Here is a 16,070-nt window from a genome sequence, read left to right as displayed (position 1 = left end):
CCGGGAGCCTGGCTCCCGGTCGTCCGGGGGCCCGGCTCACGTCGATGCCAGCGCCTCCGTAGGAGGAAGGCGTGCCGAGCAGCGACAGTCCCGCGGACTCGGTGAGGAACTGGACGCGTATCTGACCACGGGTCGCACCGAGCGCCCGGCGGAGCCCGACGTCCCTTCGGCGTTCCAGGACCGAGATGACCAGGTGTTCGGTGTGGCGCGCTTGGCCGCCGGGGCGTCGGAGGGCGGCTGACCTGCACCTGTCCGGGCTGCTCCGGGAACACGGTGGCGGGGAGCACCTTCCGTACGTCTTCCCGTACGTCTTCCACGACAGCACCCGCACCGCCATGCCCGCCAGGGTGGGACGACCAGCCCATGCGGCCCTCTCCGTCGCCGCGCGTGCCCGGCACGAAGGCGCGCGACTCGGAGTGGAGCACCCCGTGCGGCGCGTCGTCAGTCCGCCATCACCGGATGGGTGAGGTTCGCGCCGGTCGCCGGGTCGAACACGTGCGCCTTGGCCATGTCGACCCGCAGTTCGACCGGCTCGCCCTCGCGGGCGCGCGTGGCGGCGTCCAGGCGGGCCACGATGTGACCGGTGTCGGCGCCCGTGTCGCGCAGGCCGGAGTCCTTGGCCAGTTCCTCCAGTTCGGTGGTCGTCGCGGGTCCACCCTCCGCGCTGAAGTAGACGTACACATCGGAGCCGAGGGACTCCAGCACCTCCACGGTGGCGGTGAAGACCGGGCCCGTCCGGGCCCGGTCGTGCGCCAGGGCGGCGTCCTGGAACGCCTCCGGTCGCAGCCCCACGATGACCTCGCGGGGCGCGTTCTGGCGTTCCAGCGCCTGCCTCGTACGGTCGTCGAGGGCCAAGTCGCCCAGGGGGGAGTGCAGGACTCCGTCCCCCATCGTGGCGTTCACGAAGTTCATGGCCGGGGAGCCGATGAAGCCGGCGACGAAGATGTTGCGCGGCAGGTCGTACAACTCGGCGGGGGTGCCGATCTGCTGGACCAGACCCTGCCTCATGACCACGACTCGGTCGCCGAGCGTCATCGCCTCGGTCTGGTCGTGGGTGACGTACACGGTGGTCGTGCCGAGGCGCCGCTGCAGCCGGGAGATCTGGGTGCGCATCTGGACCCGGAGCTTGGCGTCCAGGTTGGACAGTGGCTCGTCCATCAGGAACGCCTTGGGATCACGGACGATCGCCCGTCCCATGGCCACCCGCTGGCGCTGCCCGCCGGAGAGGTTGGCGGGCTTGCGGTCCAGATGCTCGGTCAGGTCGAGGATCCGCGCGGCTTCCGTCACCTTGGCGTCGATCGTGCCCTTGTCGACCTTGGCCAGGCGCAACGGGAAGCCCATGTTCTCGCGGACGTTCATGTGCGGGTACAGGGCGTAGCTCTGGAACACCATGGCGACGTCGCGTTCCTTGGGGGCGAGGTCGTTGACGACTCGGTCGCCGATGCGCAGTGTGCCCTCGGTGATGTCCTCCAGTCCGGCGATCATGTTCAGGGTGGTGGACTTGCCGCATCCCGACGGACCGACGAGGATCACGAACTCGCCGTCGGCGATCTCAAGGTTCACGTCCTTGACGGCGAGGGCCCCGTCGGGAAAACGCTTGGTGACTCCCTCGAGGATGATCTCGGCCATGGATGGTGCCTCCTTGCCTTGCCCGTTCAGCCCTTGACTGCCCCGGAGGTCAGTCCGGCGACGATGCGCCGCTGGAAGAACAGAACGAAAATGATGATCGGGATGGTGATGACCACAGCGGCGGCGGCGATCGACCCGGTGGGCTGCTGGAACTGGGAGCTTCCGGTGAAGAACGCGATCGCGGCGGGCACCGTGCGCGCGGACTCTGTGGACGTCAGCGAGATCGCGAACAGGAAGTCGTTCCAGCAGAAGATGAACACCAGAATCGCGGTGGTGAACACGCCCGGCGCGGCGAGTGGCACGATGACCATCCGGAAGGCCTGCGCGGGTGTCGCCCCGTCGACCTTGGCGGCCTTCTCCAGGTCCCAGGGGATCTCCCGGAAGAAGGCCGACAGGGTGTAGATGGCCAGCGGCAGTGAGAAGGTCATGTACGGGATGATCAGGCCGATCCAGGTGTCGAAGATCCCGATGATCCGCTCGATGTTGAACAGCGGGGACACCAGGGAGATCGGCGGGAACATGGCGATCAGCAGGGACATGCCGATGAGCACCCGCTTGCCGGGGAAGCGCAGTCTCGCCACCGCGTAGGCGGCCATGGTGCCCAGCGCCACCGCGATCACCGTGGCGATGAGGGCGATGCCGATCGAGTTGATCAGCGCGCGGGTGAACTCGGCGGTCTCGAAGATGCCCCGGTAGTTCGCCCAGGTCCAGTCCGTGGGGATGTAGTTGCCGTCGGTCAGGGTGGAGGGGTCCTTGAAGGACAACGCGGCGATCCACCACACCGGGAACAGGGCGTACAGCACCACCACCACGTTGATGACACCCCATCGGGCGGCATGCGTCTTGCCTACTTCGGCCATCAGCGCTTCACCTCCGCGCCGGGCGCGGCGGCGCCGAACAACTTGACGAACGTGAAGGCGATGATCCCGACACAGAGGAAGATCAGGACCGAGATCGCCGACCCGATGCCCAGGTTCAGCGAGGTGAACAGGTTGTCGTACCCGAGGATCGACAGAGAGCCTGTCCCCTGGGCTCCCGCGGTCAGGACATAGATGTTGTCGAAGATCCGGAACGCGTCCAAGGTACGGAACAGCAGCGCCACCAGGATCGCCGGCTTCATCAGCGGCACCATGATCTTGGTGAAGCGCTGCCAGGCAGTGGCACCGTCCACCATGGCCGCCTTCAAGGTCTCCTCAGGCACCAGCGCCAGGCCCGCGAGCAGCAGCAGCGCCATGAACGGCGTCGTCTTCCACACCTCGGCGAGGATGATCAGCCAGAGCGCGGGCCACCTCTCGGTCAGTGGAGCGTCTCCACTGGGCAGCAGTTCGGCGAGGTATCCGAGGTCGGGCGTCCAGGCGTACTGCCAGGAGAAGGCGGCGACGACGGTGACGATCCCGTACGGAACGAGGACCGACGTGCGGACGACACCGCGCCAGAAGATCGTGCGGTGCATGATCAGGGCGAGCCCCATGCCGAGGACGAGTTCGATCGTCACGGACACGGCGGTGATGAACAGGGTGACCCAGAAGGCGTCCCACCAGAACGGGGAGGAGAGAACCGCCCCGTAGTTGCTCAGTCCCACGAACTCGGCCCGTCCGGGAAAGCGCAGGTCGTACCGTTGGAGGGAGAGATACACGGCGTACCCGATGGGGTAGGCGGTCACCGCGATCATGACGACGACCGCGGGCGCACAGAGCAGCCAGCCGAGCCGCCGCTCCTGCCTGGCGCCCGCCGAGAGTGCCGACCGGTCCGGCCCCGCCTGCTTGGTGTCCGCCCCCGGGGGTGGCGGGGTTCCGGGCGGTTGCGCCCGCGTGCTCATCTCGGGCCGTCCTGGGAGGAGGCCCGCGCACCCCGGTGCCGGCTGCCGGAGTCGGGCGGTAGGAGGTGGTTCACGGGATCACACCCTCGGATCGCAGGGCATCGTCGATCTGCTCCCTGATGGTGTTGACGGAGCTCACCGGTCGGATCCCCGACGGCGGGGACAGCGTGTGGGAGACCGCGATCGACACGTTCTGGTAGGCGGGAGTGAGCGGGCGCACGCTCGCCGATTCCAGGGCGGCCAGCACCTCGCGGGAGAACGGGTACTCCTTCATGAACGCGGGCTCGTCGTACAGGGCGCGCAGGGTGGGCGGCAGACCGCCCTCGAGCGCGGCGGATAGCTGGTTCTCGCGGTTGCGCAGGCACAGCGCCGCCTCGAAGGCCAGGCCGGGGTGGCGCGAATACGCGCTCACCGCCAGATCGATGCCGCCGATGGTGGGCCGCGCCGGACGGTTCGCGTCGACTCTCGGGTACGGCGCCCAGCGGAAGTTCTTGAACAGGTCGGGGTTGTTCGCCTTCATCGACGGATAGACGAACGGGTAGTTGATCTCGAACGCCGCCACTCCCGACTCCATGGCGAGCCGGTTCTGGTCCTCCATCTGGTTGGGCAGGGAAGGGTCCGCGGCCGGGGACTTCGCCAGATCACGCATGATCCCGGCGGCCCGTACGGCGGGAGCGCCGAGGGAGGGTTCGGTCGCACGCGCGTTGAGGATGGAGCCGCCCGCGCTGTTGATCAGCGAGTTGAACCAGACGGTCAGGCCCTCGTACTGGGCGCCCTGGATCTCCACGAAGTGGGGTTTGCCCTGCCGGGCGAGCGCCTCGGCCGCGTCCAGCATCTCAGCCCAGGTCTTGGGCGGGGTGGGCACCAGGTCCTTGCGGTACCAGAGGAGTTGGGTGTTGGTGTTGTACGGGACGGCGTACAGCCGGCCCTTCCAGGTCGAGGTCTGCAGAGGCACACGCAGGGTGCCCGTGACGGCCCGCTGCTTCGCCGCTCCCGTCCATTCCCGGATCCAGCGCGCCTCGGCGAACTCCGCCGCCCAGGTGACGTCCAGGCCCAGGATGTCGAGCGAGTCGTCCTCGGCGGCGAGTCTGCGGACGAGCTGCTGGCGCTGTCCGTCCGCGGCACGCGGGAGCTTGTTGTAGCTGATCCTGTAGCGTCCGCCCGACGCCTGCGCGCACCGGTCGGCCGCCTTCTGAAGGGCGCCGGAGTCGTCGGGGAAGTTGTACCAGTTGAGGGTGGGCCGACCGGAGCCCTCGTCACTGCCACAGGCGGCGAGCATCGACGCCAGCAACGGCAGTACGGCGAGCGCCCGCAACCAGCGTGTGTCCCTGTGACGCCTCATCTGGCCCGAAACCGGCCGGTGGCCGCACCTCGCCTGCACGCGCTCCACACCTCGCTTCCGGACGATGGCACGGGAGCCGGACCCCGCGGATTTCCTCCCGGCGAACACTAAAGGCCACATAAGGTGACATCAAGCACATAGCGATCGAATCACCCATCGGCGCGCCATGGCATCAGCCCAAGCACCCCAATCCCGGCCGCACCATCGCCGGTGTCGTCGAGGCGGTCGGTTCCGAGGTGACCGGGTTCGCGCCCGGCGACACGGTCTACGGCACGGCAGTCGCCGCGTTCGCCAAGTACGCCGCCGCCCGTCCCGAGAGGTCCGCCCAAGCCGGCCCGACTCACCTTCGAGGAGCCGGCGACGGTACCAGCCAGCGCGCTGACCGCACTCCCGGCCGTCGCGAGCACTGCCCAGCCCGCAGGTGCGGGCGCTGGGCGCCCACCGCGTGATCGGCCACACCTACGAGGACTTCCTCGCCGGCCCGCGACGCTACGACGTCATCATCGATATCGCGGGCACCTGCGGGCTCCGCGCCGGGCCCTCATGCCCCGGGGCCGCCTCGTCATCACCGGCGGCGAGACGAACGGCCCCTGACGCGGCGGCACCGGCCTCAGCTCGGCGCACAGTTGCTGTCCCCGTTCACCGGCCGGCGCCCGGGCGCCTTCACCGCCTCCGAGCAAGCCGTTCGCCGGGCGAGCAGGCCCCGGGGGCGAAGCTTCGATGTGACGCCGTTCCGTGCTCACGTGGGCCCGAGGCGAGCGAGGCGAGGGAGAGGGTGCCTGACGTGGGAGAGCGTCGGTCAGGCACCCCTTCATCGGCTGCTGGGCCCAGGCGGGTCAGCGCTGCAGGGTCAGGACACCCGGCCGGTACGGGAGTTGGTTGTAGGGGCCGTTCGCGGAGGGGGACTTGCCCTGGTAGAGGAACTGCAGGTTGCAGGGGTCGACGGTCATGGTCTGGTCGGGGTTGTTGCGGACCAGGTCGCCGTGACTGATGTCGTTGGTCCAGGTGGCCCCGCTGTTGGCCTTGCCCGCGAAGGGCCTGCTCTCGGTGGCGGCCTGCGGGGTCCAGGAACCGCTCAGGCTGGAGGAGGTGAACGAGCGGAAGTAGCGCCCGTTCGCCCCCATCGCCTCGACGATCATGAGGTACTGGTTCTGGTCCTGGAGCTTGTAGACCTGCGGCGCCTCGAAGAGGTTGGCTGTCGTGTCGCTCATGATCGTGGTGTACGAGGAGCCGAAGTTGCCCGGAAAGTTCCCGATCGGCATGCTCGCCCGGTAGATCTTGCCGTTGTCACCGGCGAAGAACAGGTACATGTTCTGGCCGTCGGCGATCAGCGTCTGGTCGATCGGTCCGGTGCTGGAACCGGAGATGCTGCCGGTGAACAGTGGCTGCGGCGCGGACCAGCCGTTGGGGTTGGTGGGGTCGCTGGATGTGCGGTAGATGAAGGGCCACTGACCCCACTGGTACGCGAGCACCCAGATCCTCTTGGGCGCGAAGTAGAACAGCGTGGGCGCCACCGCCGACTGGTTCATGCCGGTCTGGCGGGCCGAGCCCATGTCCGACCAGTTGGTGAAGGGGCTGAACGTCAGCGAGCCCCACGACGATCCCCCGAAGTTCGTCGCGTAGACCAGGTGCTTGCCGTTGTACGTCACGGTGGTGAAGTCCTTCAGCGAGGCCCACCCGTTCGCGGGCTGCGCCAACGCACCTGTCGAGGTCCACCGGTACGTCGACGGAAGCGAGCACGCACTGGTGGCCGCCTGAGCGGGGTTGGCGACGAGTGACGCCGCCGTCGAAACCAGGGCCGCAACCGAGGCGGCCAGAACCATGGACAGACGTTTGCGGCTGAAACCTACTTTGCGCATGTCGACCTCTTGATTCTTGAGTGAGGGGTTGGGGGGTGCAGGTTCGGGTCGTACGGGGGTTTGGTCGGCCCGGCTCTACGCGGCCTCCTGACACACCGGCGGTGACCGGGAACGGCGGCCCGGCACCTCCGCGCAACGCCTGTGACCCTGCCGGTTGTTGCTCGTGATGGCGCGAGCCCACCGCACCGCGACCGCCAGGTGCGCCGCGAGCCGCTCCTGGGGCGACCGAGATCGCGCACAATCACCAATACGGACATGACAAGGACATGACATATGCATGAGCGACGCACTCCTTGCGGCTCGGCCCATTCGTGAGCGCGACCAGGATGCCCCCCTCTGCGAGTGAAGCAGTCCTGGCGTGTGCGCAATTTCGAACAAGGGGCGAAGTGTCGATCAATCGGATCATAGGGGGCCGGGAAGTAACGTCAATACTTCTCGCAAGATTCGTGAGCATTGCCGAATTTTTCGATGATGGAACGAACCAGCCTGGATCGCATCCTCCGGCACGAGTTCACCGGGAAGGGGGCGCGAGGCCGTTGGCCCGAACTCACTCAGGGGCGCGACGGTGCGCCCACGGTCCGCGAGCGGCTCACGATCGAGTCGGTGCAGACCGATGCCGCTGGTCAGGACACCTGCGTGTCCCACTATCGTGTGGGGTCATGGCGGACGTCTTCGAACTCACTGTCACGATTGATTTGCGCCACGACATAGCGGAGAGGGAACTCGCCGAGCTTCGCTGGCACCTCGGACTGGACAGCGAGCCGGACGTGCTCAGCATCGTCACCGACTTTCCCGTCGTGGTGGAGGACGAGCGCGGACGGCCCATGATCGAGAATCATCCCGGGCCGCTCCTGGGCCGACACGACCAGGCCTCCAAGGTGGACGGCTCGCCGGCCTCGGCCCTGGTACGCAGGCAGCACTCCGAGGCCGACGCGTGGAGCCTGACCAGCCGACAGGAGATCCACCCCGACGACTTCGAACGCGTCGGACAGCTCCTCACCTGGCTCGCCACCAAGGCCGACAGCCGACACCGAAACCCGGACGGCGAGGTCACCTTGGGGTGGACCCGTTTCTACGAAGATCCTCGGCCCGAGCCTCTGGTCGTGTGTGACGGTGCGGTGATGTGGCCGTCGTAGCCGGGCGGCGCGTGACCGACATGCGCGCGAGTCAGCCGCTCCGCGGCATCGTGGCGTCGGGGGTCAGTGGCAGCCCGGACGTCCTGAAGATCGAGGGAAGGCCGGCGCGTGGACACCTACCCCACTCGTCGGCAGTGCTTCTTATCCACATCAGGGCCGCCCGCCCCACCGTCTGCCATCAGGCCTGTCGATCGGCCCTCTCCACACCGTTGTTCAAGAAGTCTCGTCCTGAGAGGCCGTGGCTCTCTCGAACAGGTACATTCCGACGATCTTCCCTTTGATCGACTGCGCTGGTCGATCTCGGTCTCGAACCACCCGTCACCACGCTCGAACGCCAGACGGGCGTGGTCGAGGATGGGGTCCTGGAACCGTTCCACGTACTCGTTCCACCGTTCGACCTCTGCGGTCTCCCGGTCCTCTGCCCGAGCCGCAAGCTCGCCCTGCCTGCTCTGCCACCGCTCTTGGAACCCCATCGGTACCTCCTCGCAACGGCCTGCCATCGGGTGCGGCGGTCCGTACAGTCCGCTGCCTACACCAGACGACTCGAACGCGGCAAGGTGAGGTATCACGACGAGGGGACGCCTCGAAACTTTCGCTGGTGCCGATCGCACGCGCGTGCATCGGCCCCCGGCCCCCGGCGGTCCACAACGCCCCGGCACGGGCAGCCGCTACGCGGCGGAGGGGGCATCAGAGACAGACGGTGGTGGACTGATCGCGGACGTAGGCGGTGCCGAAGTTCTCGACCTTGACGTGGACGGGAGTGGACCTGCCCCTGCGGTCGTACGTGCCCCTTCTTGGCCGGGATCCGGAACTCACCAGGACGCACCAGCCGGCGGCCACCTAGAAGGCCTCCCAGTCCTGTCCGCTCGGCGTCCGGTGCCCGTCGCTCAGCCGACGACCAGGGAGCCCGCGCCGGAGCCTGCGCGTAGCTCAGCCGAGGTCACTCCGGCAGGCGGACCGCAGGCGCGCCGGTCAAGCACGCCCGCGGTCCGCCTCGTCACACCCTCACCCGACTCGACTCATTTTCCGGTCAACGGCTGGGGAAGCGGTTCCAGTCGAGTTCCGTCACTTGGACATGATGAAGTCCAGGGCCAAGCCGGGAGCTGTCGTCCAGTAGGTGACGCGCTGGCCGTCGTTGGCGTACAACGTGGGGACGGGCATGGGGACGTCGATCGGCTTGCCCGCGCTGCTGCCGGGCTTCTGGCCCTGGAGACCGAGGGTGATGCTCTTCGCCTCATACTCATCCATGGGGCCATTGACGAGCAGACCCGCGTACGCCTCCTCACCCGGAGCGAGGGTGACGGGCACCCCCGGGTTCGGGTCGCTCTCCTTGATGACGGGGGCCGTGGTCCGACCGGCACCGAGGCGCACGAGAGGGTAACGGTAGAGGTTGCACTTCTTGTCCCCGGCGTTCTGGACGGTCAGGAGGAGGTGTCGGGCGTCCTTGCTGTCTGCGGGCTCCTTCACGGCGGAGACACCGAGAACCTTGTCGGAGCAGGTGGCGACGGTGGCCTTGGCGACGTTGCCGCCGGAGCGGTGCGTCGCCGCGTCCTGGGTCTTCCCGCTGATCGTCCGCGGCCCGGTGGCGGAGGCCTGTGCCGACACACCACACCCGAGAGCCAGGACGAGACCTGCGGCCACGGCAACACGGTGGACCGGGAGGGACTTGATGTTCATATGCGTGGACTCTCTTCTGGTCGGTATGAGGTCGCGTACTGGGCTGTTCGCGCCGCACCACCCGGCTCCGCCTCGGCCGGCGGTAGCGGGGACGAAGGCGCCGACCCATGGGCCGCCGCGCCGTCGGGCGCCCTTCGGAGCGTCCGCGTCCTGCGCCGGTACGAGTCGGGAGTCGTGGTGTGTTGTAGCGATGCCGTGCGATCGGCCACTTCGGCCGGTGCGACAGCAATAGCGTCGGACGACCGGTGAGCGCGGGGCAACAGCTGCCCGCAATCTGCAACGGTGGGGCGATCCCACCCCCTCCGACCTGCAGGGACAACTGAGCCTGAGATGCCCGTCTGAGATGGAACAGCCCGAACGGCCCCGGAGCGTTCGGCGGGTTCGGCGGGTTCGGCGCCTGGTGGACTCGACGGACCGGAGCAGTTGCCCTGCCGCCCGTGAGTGGTCAGGCCTTGCGTGAGTGGTCAGTCCGCTTGACGGGTGGGGTCGCTTCGGGAGCATCCCCAGACCGGTCCAGGCCCAGGCCTCGTCGGAGTTCGCGGTGGTCCGGCTCGGCTCAACGCACCAGGGGACCTTGGCCAGACGGGCCAGGTCGGGTGCGGAGGCGTAAACGGAGCGCGACCGCCAAGCGGTCAACGGCGTCGTCGGGTAGCTCGTCGTCGCCCAGCGCGGGCAGCAGGAGCAGCAGGCGGGCGTGGGGATCGGTGGTGCTGCCTCCGGGCAGCACATTGTCCGCGGCCGCCACCAACTCGGTCCAGGACAGGCCCGGTCCCATGAAGTGCCCGTCGTCCCGGGCGAGGAGTTCGGCCCGGTCCCAGTCGGGGTGGTGGAGGAGATAGTCGGTACCGGTGTCGTCCACGCACGTGCGGACGACGATGTGGAGACGGTGATCGTCGGCGAGTGGGACGGTGAATGTCGGCCACTCGGCGCGCTCCCCCAGGCGTCGCTGGAAGTCGTCGGCCGCGTCATAGTCCGCGCCGAACAGCAGTTCCTCGGCCTCCTCGCTCTGGGCACACGAGTAGAGGTGCCCCAGCCAGAACAGGGGCACGTCCAGAAGCCCGGCCTGGTCGGTGAGAGCGCCGCCGTCGCATCCCGGTATCCGGTCAGAATGCAGTTCCGCGCTGTTCGACCCAGAGGACATCATGCCTCCCGGGCTCGGCGCCCTCCGGACTGCCCCGTGGTGATCAACTGCCCCGTGGTGATCCCGCTGTGTGACCGGGCCGAGCCCGCGTACGTTCGGGCGAGTTGGTGACCCAGTCGTGCCGAGAGGGTGCCGACGCGCCGGGTCATGGCCGACGACCCGGCAAGCTGCCGCTTCGGGACGGGGGCGCTGCCGGTGGCCTCGTGCGGGCGCACCGACCTGACGCTGAGTCAGCCGCCACCGTTGTGCGGGGTGGCGAAGTCGGTAGCGGGCCGATCACCGACCACCCCATGCACGGCATCGTTCGCCCGCACAACCTCAGCATCGCCGGATGGGCGAACGCCGAGCCGCTCCGTTCCCGGGGTCACTACATCTGCCGACGGGCCTGTTTGACCTCGCCGTCGATGGCCCAGGCGTCGGCAACCGGTCCGAGGTGGCCGAGCTTGTCGGGGTTGATCACCGAACGAATGGTCTGGATCTGCCCGTCGAGCACGTCGAGGGCGAGGGCGTGGAGGACCCTGCCGTCCCGGTCACGGAAGATGGCGCCGGGCTGGCTGTTGACCTCGTGCGCCGTGAACGTCACATCGATCCGGGCCAGCAGCGGGAAAACGGAAGCCAGCAACCGTGCGACGTTCTCGGCGCCGACGACGGCCCTGGCCAGCTGCGGGGCCTTGCCGCCGCCGTCCCCCACCAACTGCACGTCGGCGGCCAGTAGATCCCGTAGGCCGGCGACATCGCCTTCGCTGAGGGCGTCGAAGAACCGTGTCGCCAGCTCCTGCCGGTGCTGGCGGTCCGCTTCGAACCGCGGCCGCCCGGCCTCCATGTGCCGACGTGCCCGTACCAGCAGCTGTCGGCACGCCGCCTCCGAACGCCCCACCGCCGAGGCGATGTCGTCGAACCCGAAGCCGAACACCTCCCGCAGCACGAACACCGACCGCTCCAGAGGACTGAGCCGCTCCAGCAGCAGCAGCGCCGCCATCGACACCGAGTCGGCCAGCTCGGCCGCGCGCGACGGGTCCTGGTACGGATCGCTCAACAGTGGCTCGGGGAACCACGGGCCCACGTACGCCTCCCGCCGCACCCGCGCGGAGCGCAGCACGTCGATCGAGATCCGCGTCACCGTGGCGGACAGGAACGCCTTGACCGACGTGGGAATGGTCGCCGAGCCGTCGAAGCGCAGCCATGTCTCCTGCACCGCGTCCTCGGCCTCGCTCACACTGCCCAGAATCCGGTAGGCGATCGAGAACAACAGGGGCCGCAGCTCCTCGAACTCCCCGACTTTATTCACTCCGCATCCTCCTTGAGTCTTCGCATGCTTCCCACCCGGCCGTGTCGCGCGGTGCGGGCCCGCTCTGGTGATCTTGTGGTTGTTCGGCGGGGCAGCGTCACGCCCCCGTACCCGGGGTCTGCGGCAGCGCGCCAGGTGGGTCATCGATGGCCGTTCAGTGGAACTGTCCGACCTCGTAGTCGCCGGCCGGCTGCTGGGCGATGATGTTCAGCCGGTTCGCTGTGTTCATGAAGGAGATCAGGACCACCAGGGCGGTGAGCTGTTCCTCGTCGTAGTGCTTCGCGGCACGTGCCCAGACGTCGTCGCCGACCCCGCCGGCGGCGTCCGCGACCCGGGTCCCCTGCTCCGCCAGCTCCAGCGCGGCGCGCTCGGCCTCGGTGAAGACGGTTGCCTCCCGCCACGCCGTGACCAGATGCAGCCGCACCGATGTCTCGCCTGCCGCGGCGGCCTCCTTGGTGTGCATGTCGACGCAGACGGCGCAGCCGTTGATCTGGCTCACGCGCAGGGCCACAAGCTCCTGTGTCGCGATCGGCAGCGGCGACTCCTTGAGCGCTTTGCCCGCCGACATGAAGTGCTTGAGGGCCTTGGCGGCGGTCGGGCTGGCGAAGTAGTTCAGTCGCGCGTCCATTGCGTACTCCTCGGTGCTCGTAGGTAGCTACGTCCCCTGGGACGAGACAGCCCGAGACCCTGTGACACGAAAGCATGTGATCCACGTCTCCCCGAACTCGGATGTCCGGAGATGACACAGGCGGGAAGGGTGTCTCGTCCCAAGGGGAAGCAGGCAATCCTCGATCAGGGAGCCGATGATGAACCGCGCGCACTGGATCGTCGCCGGGCTGATGGCCGCCGTCTGCCTGACCGGCAGCTCCAGAATGTTCGTGCCCAAGGCGAAGCCGGCTGCCACGGGCGGCACCGCCACTCGACGGGTCCTCGACAGGTCGATGACTTCAGCCCGGGCGCCCTCAAGACCATCGGCGCCGTCGAACTCCTGGCTTCGGCGGGCCTCATACCGCCCGCCGCGCTCGGCGTCGCGCCCGTTCTGGTGCCGCCGGCCGCGACCGGACTGGTACTACCGCTGCATGCTTCACGGGCTGAGCACCCAGGTCGGCGTGAACCGGTTTCCCCCATTCTCACCGTGACCCGGAGGTCCGGTACACCCTGAGAGGTGGTCCCAACTGGCACCTTTCGCAAGCTTTTTGTGGCAGGTCAGGGCGGCGGCCACGGCCGGGTCTCGGCTCCGCCTGTCCTTGCGGACCACTTACGGGATCTTGAGACCACGAGCAGCCCATGGCAGGCTCATGCCGCATGATCGACGAATTCGCGAAAGGCAACCTGCACGGGAGGCTGCGGCGCGACCGCGAGGCGCTGCTCTGGAAACTCGACGGCCTGTCCGAATACGACGCCCGCCGGCCTCTGACAGCGACCGGGACCAACCTCCTCGGCCTGGTCAAACACGTGGCCACGGTCGAGGCCAGGTACTTCGGCGAGGTCTTCGACCGCCCTTTCCCGCAAGGGCTGCCCCGGTGGCAGGACTCCGACGGCAGCGATCTGTGGGCGGCCGAGGACGAGACCCGCGAGCAGATCATCGGGTTCTACCGGCGTACGTGGGAACACTCGGACGCGACGATCAACGAGCTTCCCCTCGACGCCCCCGGCCACGTGCCGTGGTGGTCGGAGCAGTACGCCGACACCAACCTGTTCGCCATCATGGTCCATGTCCTCGGCGAGTCCATCCGGCATACCGGGCACGCCGACATCCTGCGCGAGGGCCTCGACGGCCGGACCGGGTTGCGCGCCGAACTCGAGAAGCAGATCGACGAGGAAGCCCGTGCGGCCCACTGGGCGAAGATCGAGCAGACCGCCAGGTCGGCCGCACCGATCAAGGCACAGAGTTTGCCTCAGGCGCCTTGATGTTCGTGCGGCATAGTGCGGGTCCTCGGGTGATGATCTGTCGAAGCGTCCGGTTCTTGCTGAACTCCGGTACCTGGCCGCCCCGTTGCTGCCATCGTCCGCTGCTCGTCCGCAAGGTGGGGGACCGCTCCGCGTGACGAGCGGGCCGTGTGCACGACAGTGGTGTACGCACTGGCCAGCGGCTGCACCGGGCGGTGCTGGACGAACTCGGGGCGAGGCGGACCGGATGCCCAGGCAGGCATTCCGCTCGCCGTCCCGTGTCCGGCGCGAACCGCACGGCCGCCTCCTAGTTGATGATTTCGGCGCGATCATCCACGCGGATCGCGGCAAGCCGGTCCTGCCACATCCGGAGGGCTTCGGGTGTCTGTCGCGTCCAGTCGGTGACCTCGTCGACGACCCGGAGTGGCTCCTTGCTGCGATAGGAGCGGGTGGGATTGCCCGGGAACTTCCTGTCGGTGACGTTGGGGTCGTTCTCGAACTCCCCGGTCGGTTCGACGACATACACGCGCGGCGCCCCGTCACCGGCGGCGAGTTCGGCGGCAAGTCCCGCGCCGTCGCGCAACGCGGTGAAGTAGATGTGGTTCATCATGCACCATCGCGAAACTCAGCAACACCACGGCGGTAGCGGCGAGGAACACGACGAACCAAATGTCCTGCACCGGTTGTTCGCCCGTGGCCAGTTCGGTGATCGGGCCGAGGAACACCGGCAGCATCACGCACGCGATCACGTTCAGGACCAGCTTCACCGCGACCGACCGGTAGCGAACGAGTCCCCACTTGGTCGCCATTCCCAGCAGGACACCGGTGCCGAGGCAGATCGAACCCGCTACGAGAGCAGACAGCAGTAGGGGAACGACGACGAAGTCCGCGAGTACCCCGTATACGGCGGTACGGTCGTCGCCCTCGCGCATCCAGCCGACGGCCACCAGAACGGCCGAGATGACATCGATGCCGATCCAGGCTCCCGCGGCCCCGACATGCGTGACGAGGATGCTTTTGCGCAGCCGGGCCGGAGTGCGCCAGCGGACTCTGTTCCCCCGTGCCGGCGGGGTGATTCGGGGTGTGTGAGGGTGCTCATGAGTGTCCTTCGCTATGGAGTTCGGGCTCGACGAGAAGGCCGGGGCGTGCGGCGGCGGGTGGACGGTGAGGCGCAGGTGTGCGGCGGCCTACGGGGCCTGGATCGCGGTGTGCCGCACACCGACACCGCGACGACCCGCCGTCCCGGTGTGCGCACCCCCGGAACCGCTCGGGGGTACCCGGAAGCTCCCGGACGCGAGCGGTGAGCGGCGTCGGGCGGTGTCCCGCCGCGTGCCCCCGCCGCGTGCCTCGGGGAGCGTCGTCCCGCCGAGCATCTCGGCACACTCCCCTTGCAGGAGGACGCTCCCGGCCGCGACATTCCGCTCATCCGCCCCGGACGACGTACCGGCGCCGGCTTGCGGACGGATCCGGCCTTTCGTCAGGCCGTGAGGACGTCCAGCGCGGCGGCGTGCACACCCGGCGCGGCGGCGAGGTAGCTCTCACCCGCCAGCTCCCAGGGCTTGCCCTCGAAGTCGGTGACGGCGCCTCCGGCCTCCTGGACCAGCAGCACTCCTGCCGCGTGGGACCGGACGTTGTCGAACTGCCAGTGCAAGTCCATCCGGCCCGCGGCGACCTGGGCGAGCTGGTGGGTCACGGGAACGGAGACCCGTACATGGAGTGCGGCGTTCGTCATCGCGGCGAAGGCGGAGCCCATCCGGGTCGCGAGCTCGGGGTCGTGACCCGGCTGCGCCTGGCCGGTTCCGGCCAGTGCGCCGTCCAACGACGTCTTGGCCGACACCCGCAGCCGTATCCCGTTGAGGAACGCCCCACCGCCCTCGGTCGCGGTGAACATCTCGTCGAGGACCGGGAAGTAGACCACGGCCAGTACCGGGCGGCCGTCGCGCACGAGGCTCACGCCGATGTTCCAGTCGGGCATGCCGTGCACGGCGTTGACGTTGCCGCCGACCGGGTCGATCAGCCACCACTCCCCCGTGGCCAGCGGTCCCGAGCCGTGCTCGTCGTTGAGCCAGCCCGCGCCCGGCCGGGCCGCGGCCAGCGCGGGACGCAGCGTTTCGACGACGGCCGCGTCATTGGCCTGGAGGCTCGCGAGCAGTTCGGGGAGCCCGGGCTGACGCGACTCGGTGGAGTAACGCGTCATCATGCGGGCCCCGGCGTGGCGGACGGCGGCGACGGTGGCGGCGAGAAGTTCCTGGGCCATGGCATGCTCCTGGAGTTGATAGAAGTGAATCT

General features: G+C 68.5%; 15 protein-coding genes and 2 pseudogenes. 4 read left to right on the top strand and 13 right to left on the bottom strand.

Annotated elements, in window-relative coordinates; translation table 11 throughout:
- Window positions 1-73: 73 nt before the first annotated feature.
- The 5 genes and pseudogenes from STRBO_RS44755 to STRBO_RS0121895 all read right to left on the bottom strand — a co-directional run.
- Window positions 74-302 (bottom strand): annotated as a pseudogene (locus tag STRBO_RS44755) (FtsX-like permease family protein); the annotation flags it as partial.
- A gap of 139 nt (window positions 303-441) precedes the next feature.
- Window positions 442-1,629, bottom strand: coding sequence for an ABC transporter ATP-binding protein (locus tag STRBO_RS0121910; RefSeq protein ID WP_005473756.1), 1,188 nt, complete (start codon window positions 1,627-1,629; stop codon window positions 442-444).
- A gap of 26 nt (window positions 1,630-1,655) precedes the next feature.
- Complete coding sequence (locus tag STRBO_RS0121905; protein WP_005473757.1) at window positions 1,656-2,489, bottom strand: carbohydrate ABC transporter permease; 834 nt, start codon at window positions 2,487-2,489, stop codon at window positions 1,656-1,658.
- Complete coding sequence (locus tag STRBO_RS0121900; protein ID WP_005473758.1) at window positions 2,489-3,448, bottom strand: carbohydrate ABC transporter permease; 960 nt, start codon at window positions 3,446-3,448, stop codon at window positions 2,489-2,491. The genes STRBO_RS0121905 and STRBO_RS0121900 overlap by 1 nt, the downstream gene beginning before the upstream one ends.
- Before the next feature lie 70 nt (window positions 3,449-3,518).
- Window positions 3,519-4,790, bottom strand: a complete 1,272-nt coding sequence (locus STRBO_RS0121895) for an ABC transporter substrate-binding protein (RefSeq protein WP_202499391.1) — start codon at window positions 4,788-4,790, stop codon at window positions 3,519-3,521.
- 128 nt (window positions 4,791-4,918) lie between these two features.
- On the opposite strand from STRBO_RS0121895, the gene STRBO_RS45965 reads away from it, so the two are divergent.
- The gene (locus STRBO_RS45965) at window positions 4,919-5,239 is read left to right on the top strand and encodes an alcohol dehydrogenase catalytic domain-containing protein (RefSeq protein WP_398595756.1); all 321 of its coding nucleotides are present in this window, start codon (window positions 4,919-4,921) and stop codon (window positions 5,237-5,239) included.
- A 387-nt stretch (window positions 5,240-5,626) separates the two neighbouring features.
- Here the strand turns inward: STRBO_RS45965 and STRBO_RS40330 are convergent.
- Window positions 5,627-6,529, bottom strand: a pseudogene (locus STRBO_RS40330) (non-reducing end alpha-L-arabinofuranosidase family hydrolase); the annotation flags it as partial.
- Window positions 6,530-7,308: 779 nt separating this feature from the next.
- Between STRBO_RS40330 and STRBO_RS0121885 the strand changes: the two are divergent.
- Window positions 7,309-7,785, top strand: coding sequence for a hypothetical protein (locus tag STRBO_RS0121885; RefSeq protein ID WP_005473770.1), 477 nt, complete (start codon window positions 7,309-7,311; stop codon window positions 7,783-7,785).
- Window positions 7,786-8,850: 1,065 nt separating this feature from the next.
- Here STRBO_RS0121885 and STRBO_RS0121875 read toward each other — a convergent pair.
- The 4 genes from STRBO_RS0121875 to STRBO_RS0121860 form a co-directional block, all read right to left on the bottom strand.
- A complete protein-coding gene (locus STRBO_RS0121875) occupies window positions 8,851-9,426 on the bottom strand; it encodes a DUF4232 domain-containing protein (protein WP_245170599.1) in 576 nt (191 codons plus the stop codon).
- Between the two features lie 592 nt (window positions 9,427-10,018).
- Window positions 10,019-10,606, bottom strand: a complete 588-nt coding sequence (locus tag STRBO_RS0121870) for a hypothetical protein (protein WP_005473776.1) — start codon at window positions 10,604-10,606, stop codon at window positions 10,019-10,021.
- Window positions 10,607-10,970: 364 nt separating this feature from the next.
- The gene (locus STRBO_RS0121865; protein WP_020114763.1) at window positions 10,971-11,891 is read right to left on the bottom strand and encodes an RNA polymerase sigma-70 factor; all 921 of its coding nucleotides are present in this window, start codon (window positions 11,889-11,891) and stop codon (window positions 10,971-10,973) included.
- Between the two features lie 154 nt (window positions 11,892-12,045).
- Window positions 12,046-12,519, bottom strand: coding sequence for a carboxymuconolactone decarboxylase family protein (locus tag STRBO_RS0121860; RefSeq protein WP_005473780.1), 474 nt, complete (start codon window positions 12,517-12,519; stop codon window positions 12,046-12,048).
- 111 nt (window positions 12,520-12,630) lie between these two features.
- Between STRBO_RS0121860 and STRBO_RS42920 the strand changes: the two genes are divergently transcribed.
- A complete protein-coding gene (locus STRBO_RS42920; protein ID WP_106961094.1) occupies window positions 12,631-13,053 on the top strand; it encodes a DoxX family protein in 423 nt (140 codons plus the stop codon).
- Between the two features lie 143 nt (window positions 13,054-13,196).
- A complete protein-coding gene (locus STRBO_RS0121850) occupies window positions 13,197-13,802 on the top strand; it encodes a DinB family protein (protein WP_005473783.1) in 606 nt (201 codons plus the stop codon).
- Between the two features lie 286 nt (window positions 13,803-14,088).
- Here STRBO_RS0121850 and STRBO_RS40325 read toward each other — a convergent pair whose 3' ends face one another.
- From STRBO_RS40325 to STRBO_RS0121835, 3 genes are all read right to left on the bottom strand, one after another.
- The gene (locus STRBO_RS40325) at window positions 14,089-14,364 is read right to left on the bottom strand and encodes an NAD(+)--rifampin ADP-ribosyltransferase (protein ID WP_020114761.1); all 276 of its coding nucleotides are present in this window, start codon (window positions 14,362-14,364) and stop codon (window positions 14,089-14,091) included.
- Window positions 14,321-14,713 (bottom strand): hypothetical protein, encoded by a 393-nt coding sequence (locus STRBO_RS0121840; RefSeq protein ID WP_202499456.1) that lies wholly within the window; start codon window positions 14,711-14,713, stop codon window positions 14,321-14,323. Before STRBO_RS0121840 ends, STRBO_RS40325 begins: the two co-directional genes overlap by 44 nt.
- 545 nt (window positions 14,714-15,258) lie before the next feature.
- Entirely contained in the window at window positions 15,259-16,038 is a 780-nt protein-coding gene (locus STRBO_RS0121835; protein WP_005473789.1) for an inositol monophosphatase family protein, read from the bottom strand.
- Window positions 16,039-16,070 lie beyond the last annotated feature (32 nt).

It is taken from the genome of Streptomyces bottropensis ATCC 25435, from assembly GCF_000383595.1.
Classification (GTDB): Bacteria; Actinomycetota; Actinomycetes; order Streptomycetales; family Streptomycetaceae; genus Streptomyces; species Streptomyces bottropensis.
The sequence above is the reverse complement of the archived record's forward strand: the minus strand, read 5'-3'. Positions and strand labels throughout refer to the sequence as shown.

Excerpts from the sequence above, each read along its gene's own strand:
- STRBO_RS0121900 (WP_005473758.1), bottom strand. The coding sequence starts at position 3,448 with ATGAGCACGCGGGCGCAACCGCCCGGAACCCCGCCACCCCCGGGGGCG.
- STRBO_RS42920 (WP_106961094.1), top strand. The coding sequence starts at position 12,631 with ATGACACAGGCGGGAAGGGTGTCTCGTCCCAAGGGGAAGCAGGCAATC.
- STRBO_RS0121910 (WP_005473756.1), bottom strand. The coding sequence starts at position 1,629 with ATGGCCGAGATCATCCTCGAGGGAGTCACCAAGCGTTTTCCCGACGGG.
- STRBO_RS0121850 (WP_005473783.1), top strand. The coding sequence starts at position 13,197 with ATGATCGACGAATTCGCGAAAGGCAACCTGCACGGGAGGCTGCGGCGC.
- STRBO_RS0121870 (WP_005473776.1), bottom strand. The coding sequence starts at position 10,606 with ATGATGTCCTCTGGGTCGAACAGCGCGGAACTGCATTCTGACCGGATA.
- STRBO_RS0121885 (WP_005473770.1), top strand. The coding sequence starts at position 7,309 with ATGGCGGACGTCTTCGAACTCACTGTCACGATTGATTTGCGCCACGAC.
- STRBO_RS0121905 (WP_005473757.1), bottom strand. The coding sequence starts at position 2,489 with ATGGCCGAAGTAGGCAAGACGCATGCCGCCCGATGGGGTGTCATCAAC.
- STRBO_RS0121895 (WP_202499391.1), bottom strand. The coding sequence starts at position 4,790 with ATGAGGCGTCACAGGGACACACGCTGGTTGCGGGCGCTCGCCGTACTG.
- STRBO_RS0121835 (WP_005473789.1), bottom strand. The coding sequence starts at position 16,038 with ATGGCCCAGGAACTTCTCGCCGCCACCGTCGCCGCCGTCCGCCACGCC.
- STRBO_RS0121840 (WP_202499456.1), bottom strand. The coding sequence starts at position 14,713 with ATGCGCGAGGGCGACGACCGTACCGCCGTATACGGGGTACTCGCGGAC.
- STRBO_RS0121860 (WP_005473780.1), bottom strand. The coding sequence starts at position 12,519 with ATGGACGCGCGACTGAACTACTTCGCCAGCCCGACCGCCGCCAAGGCC.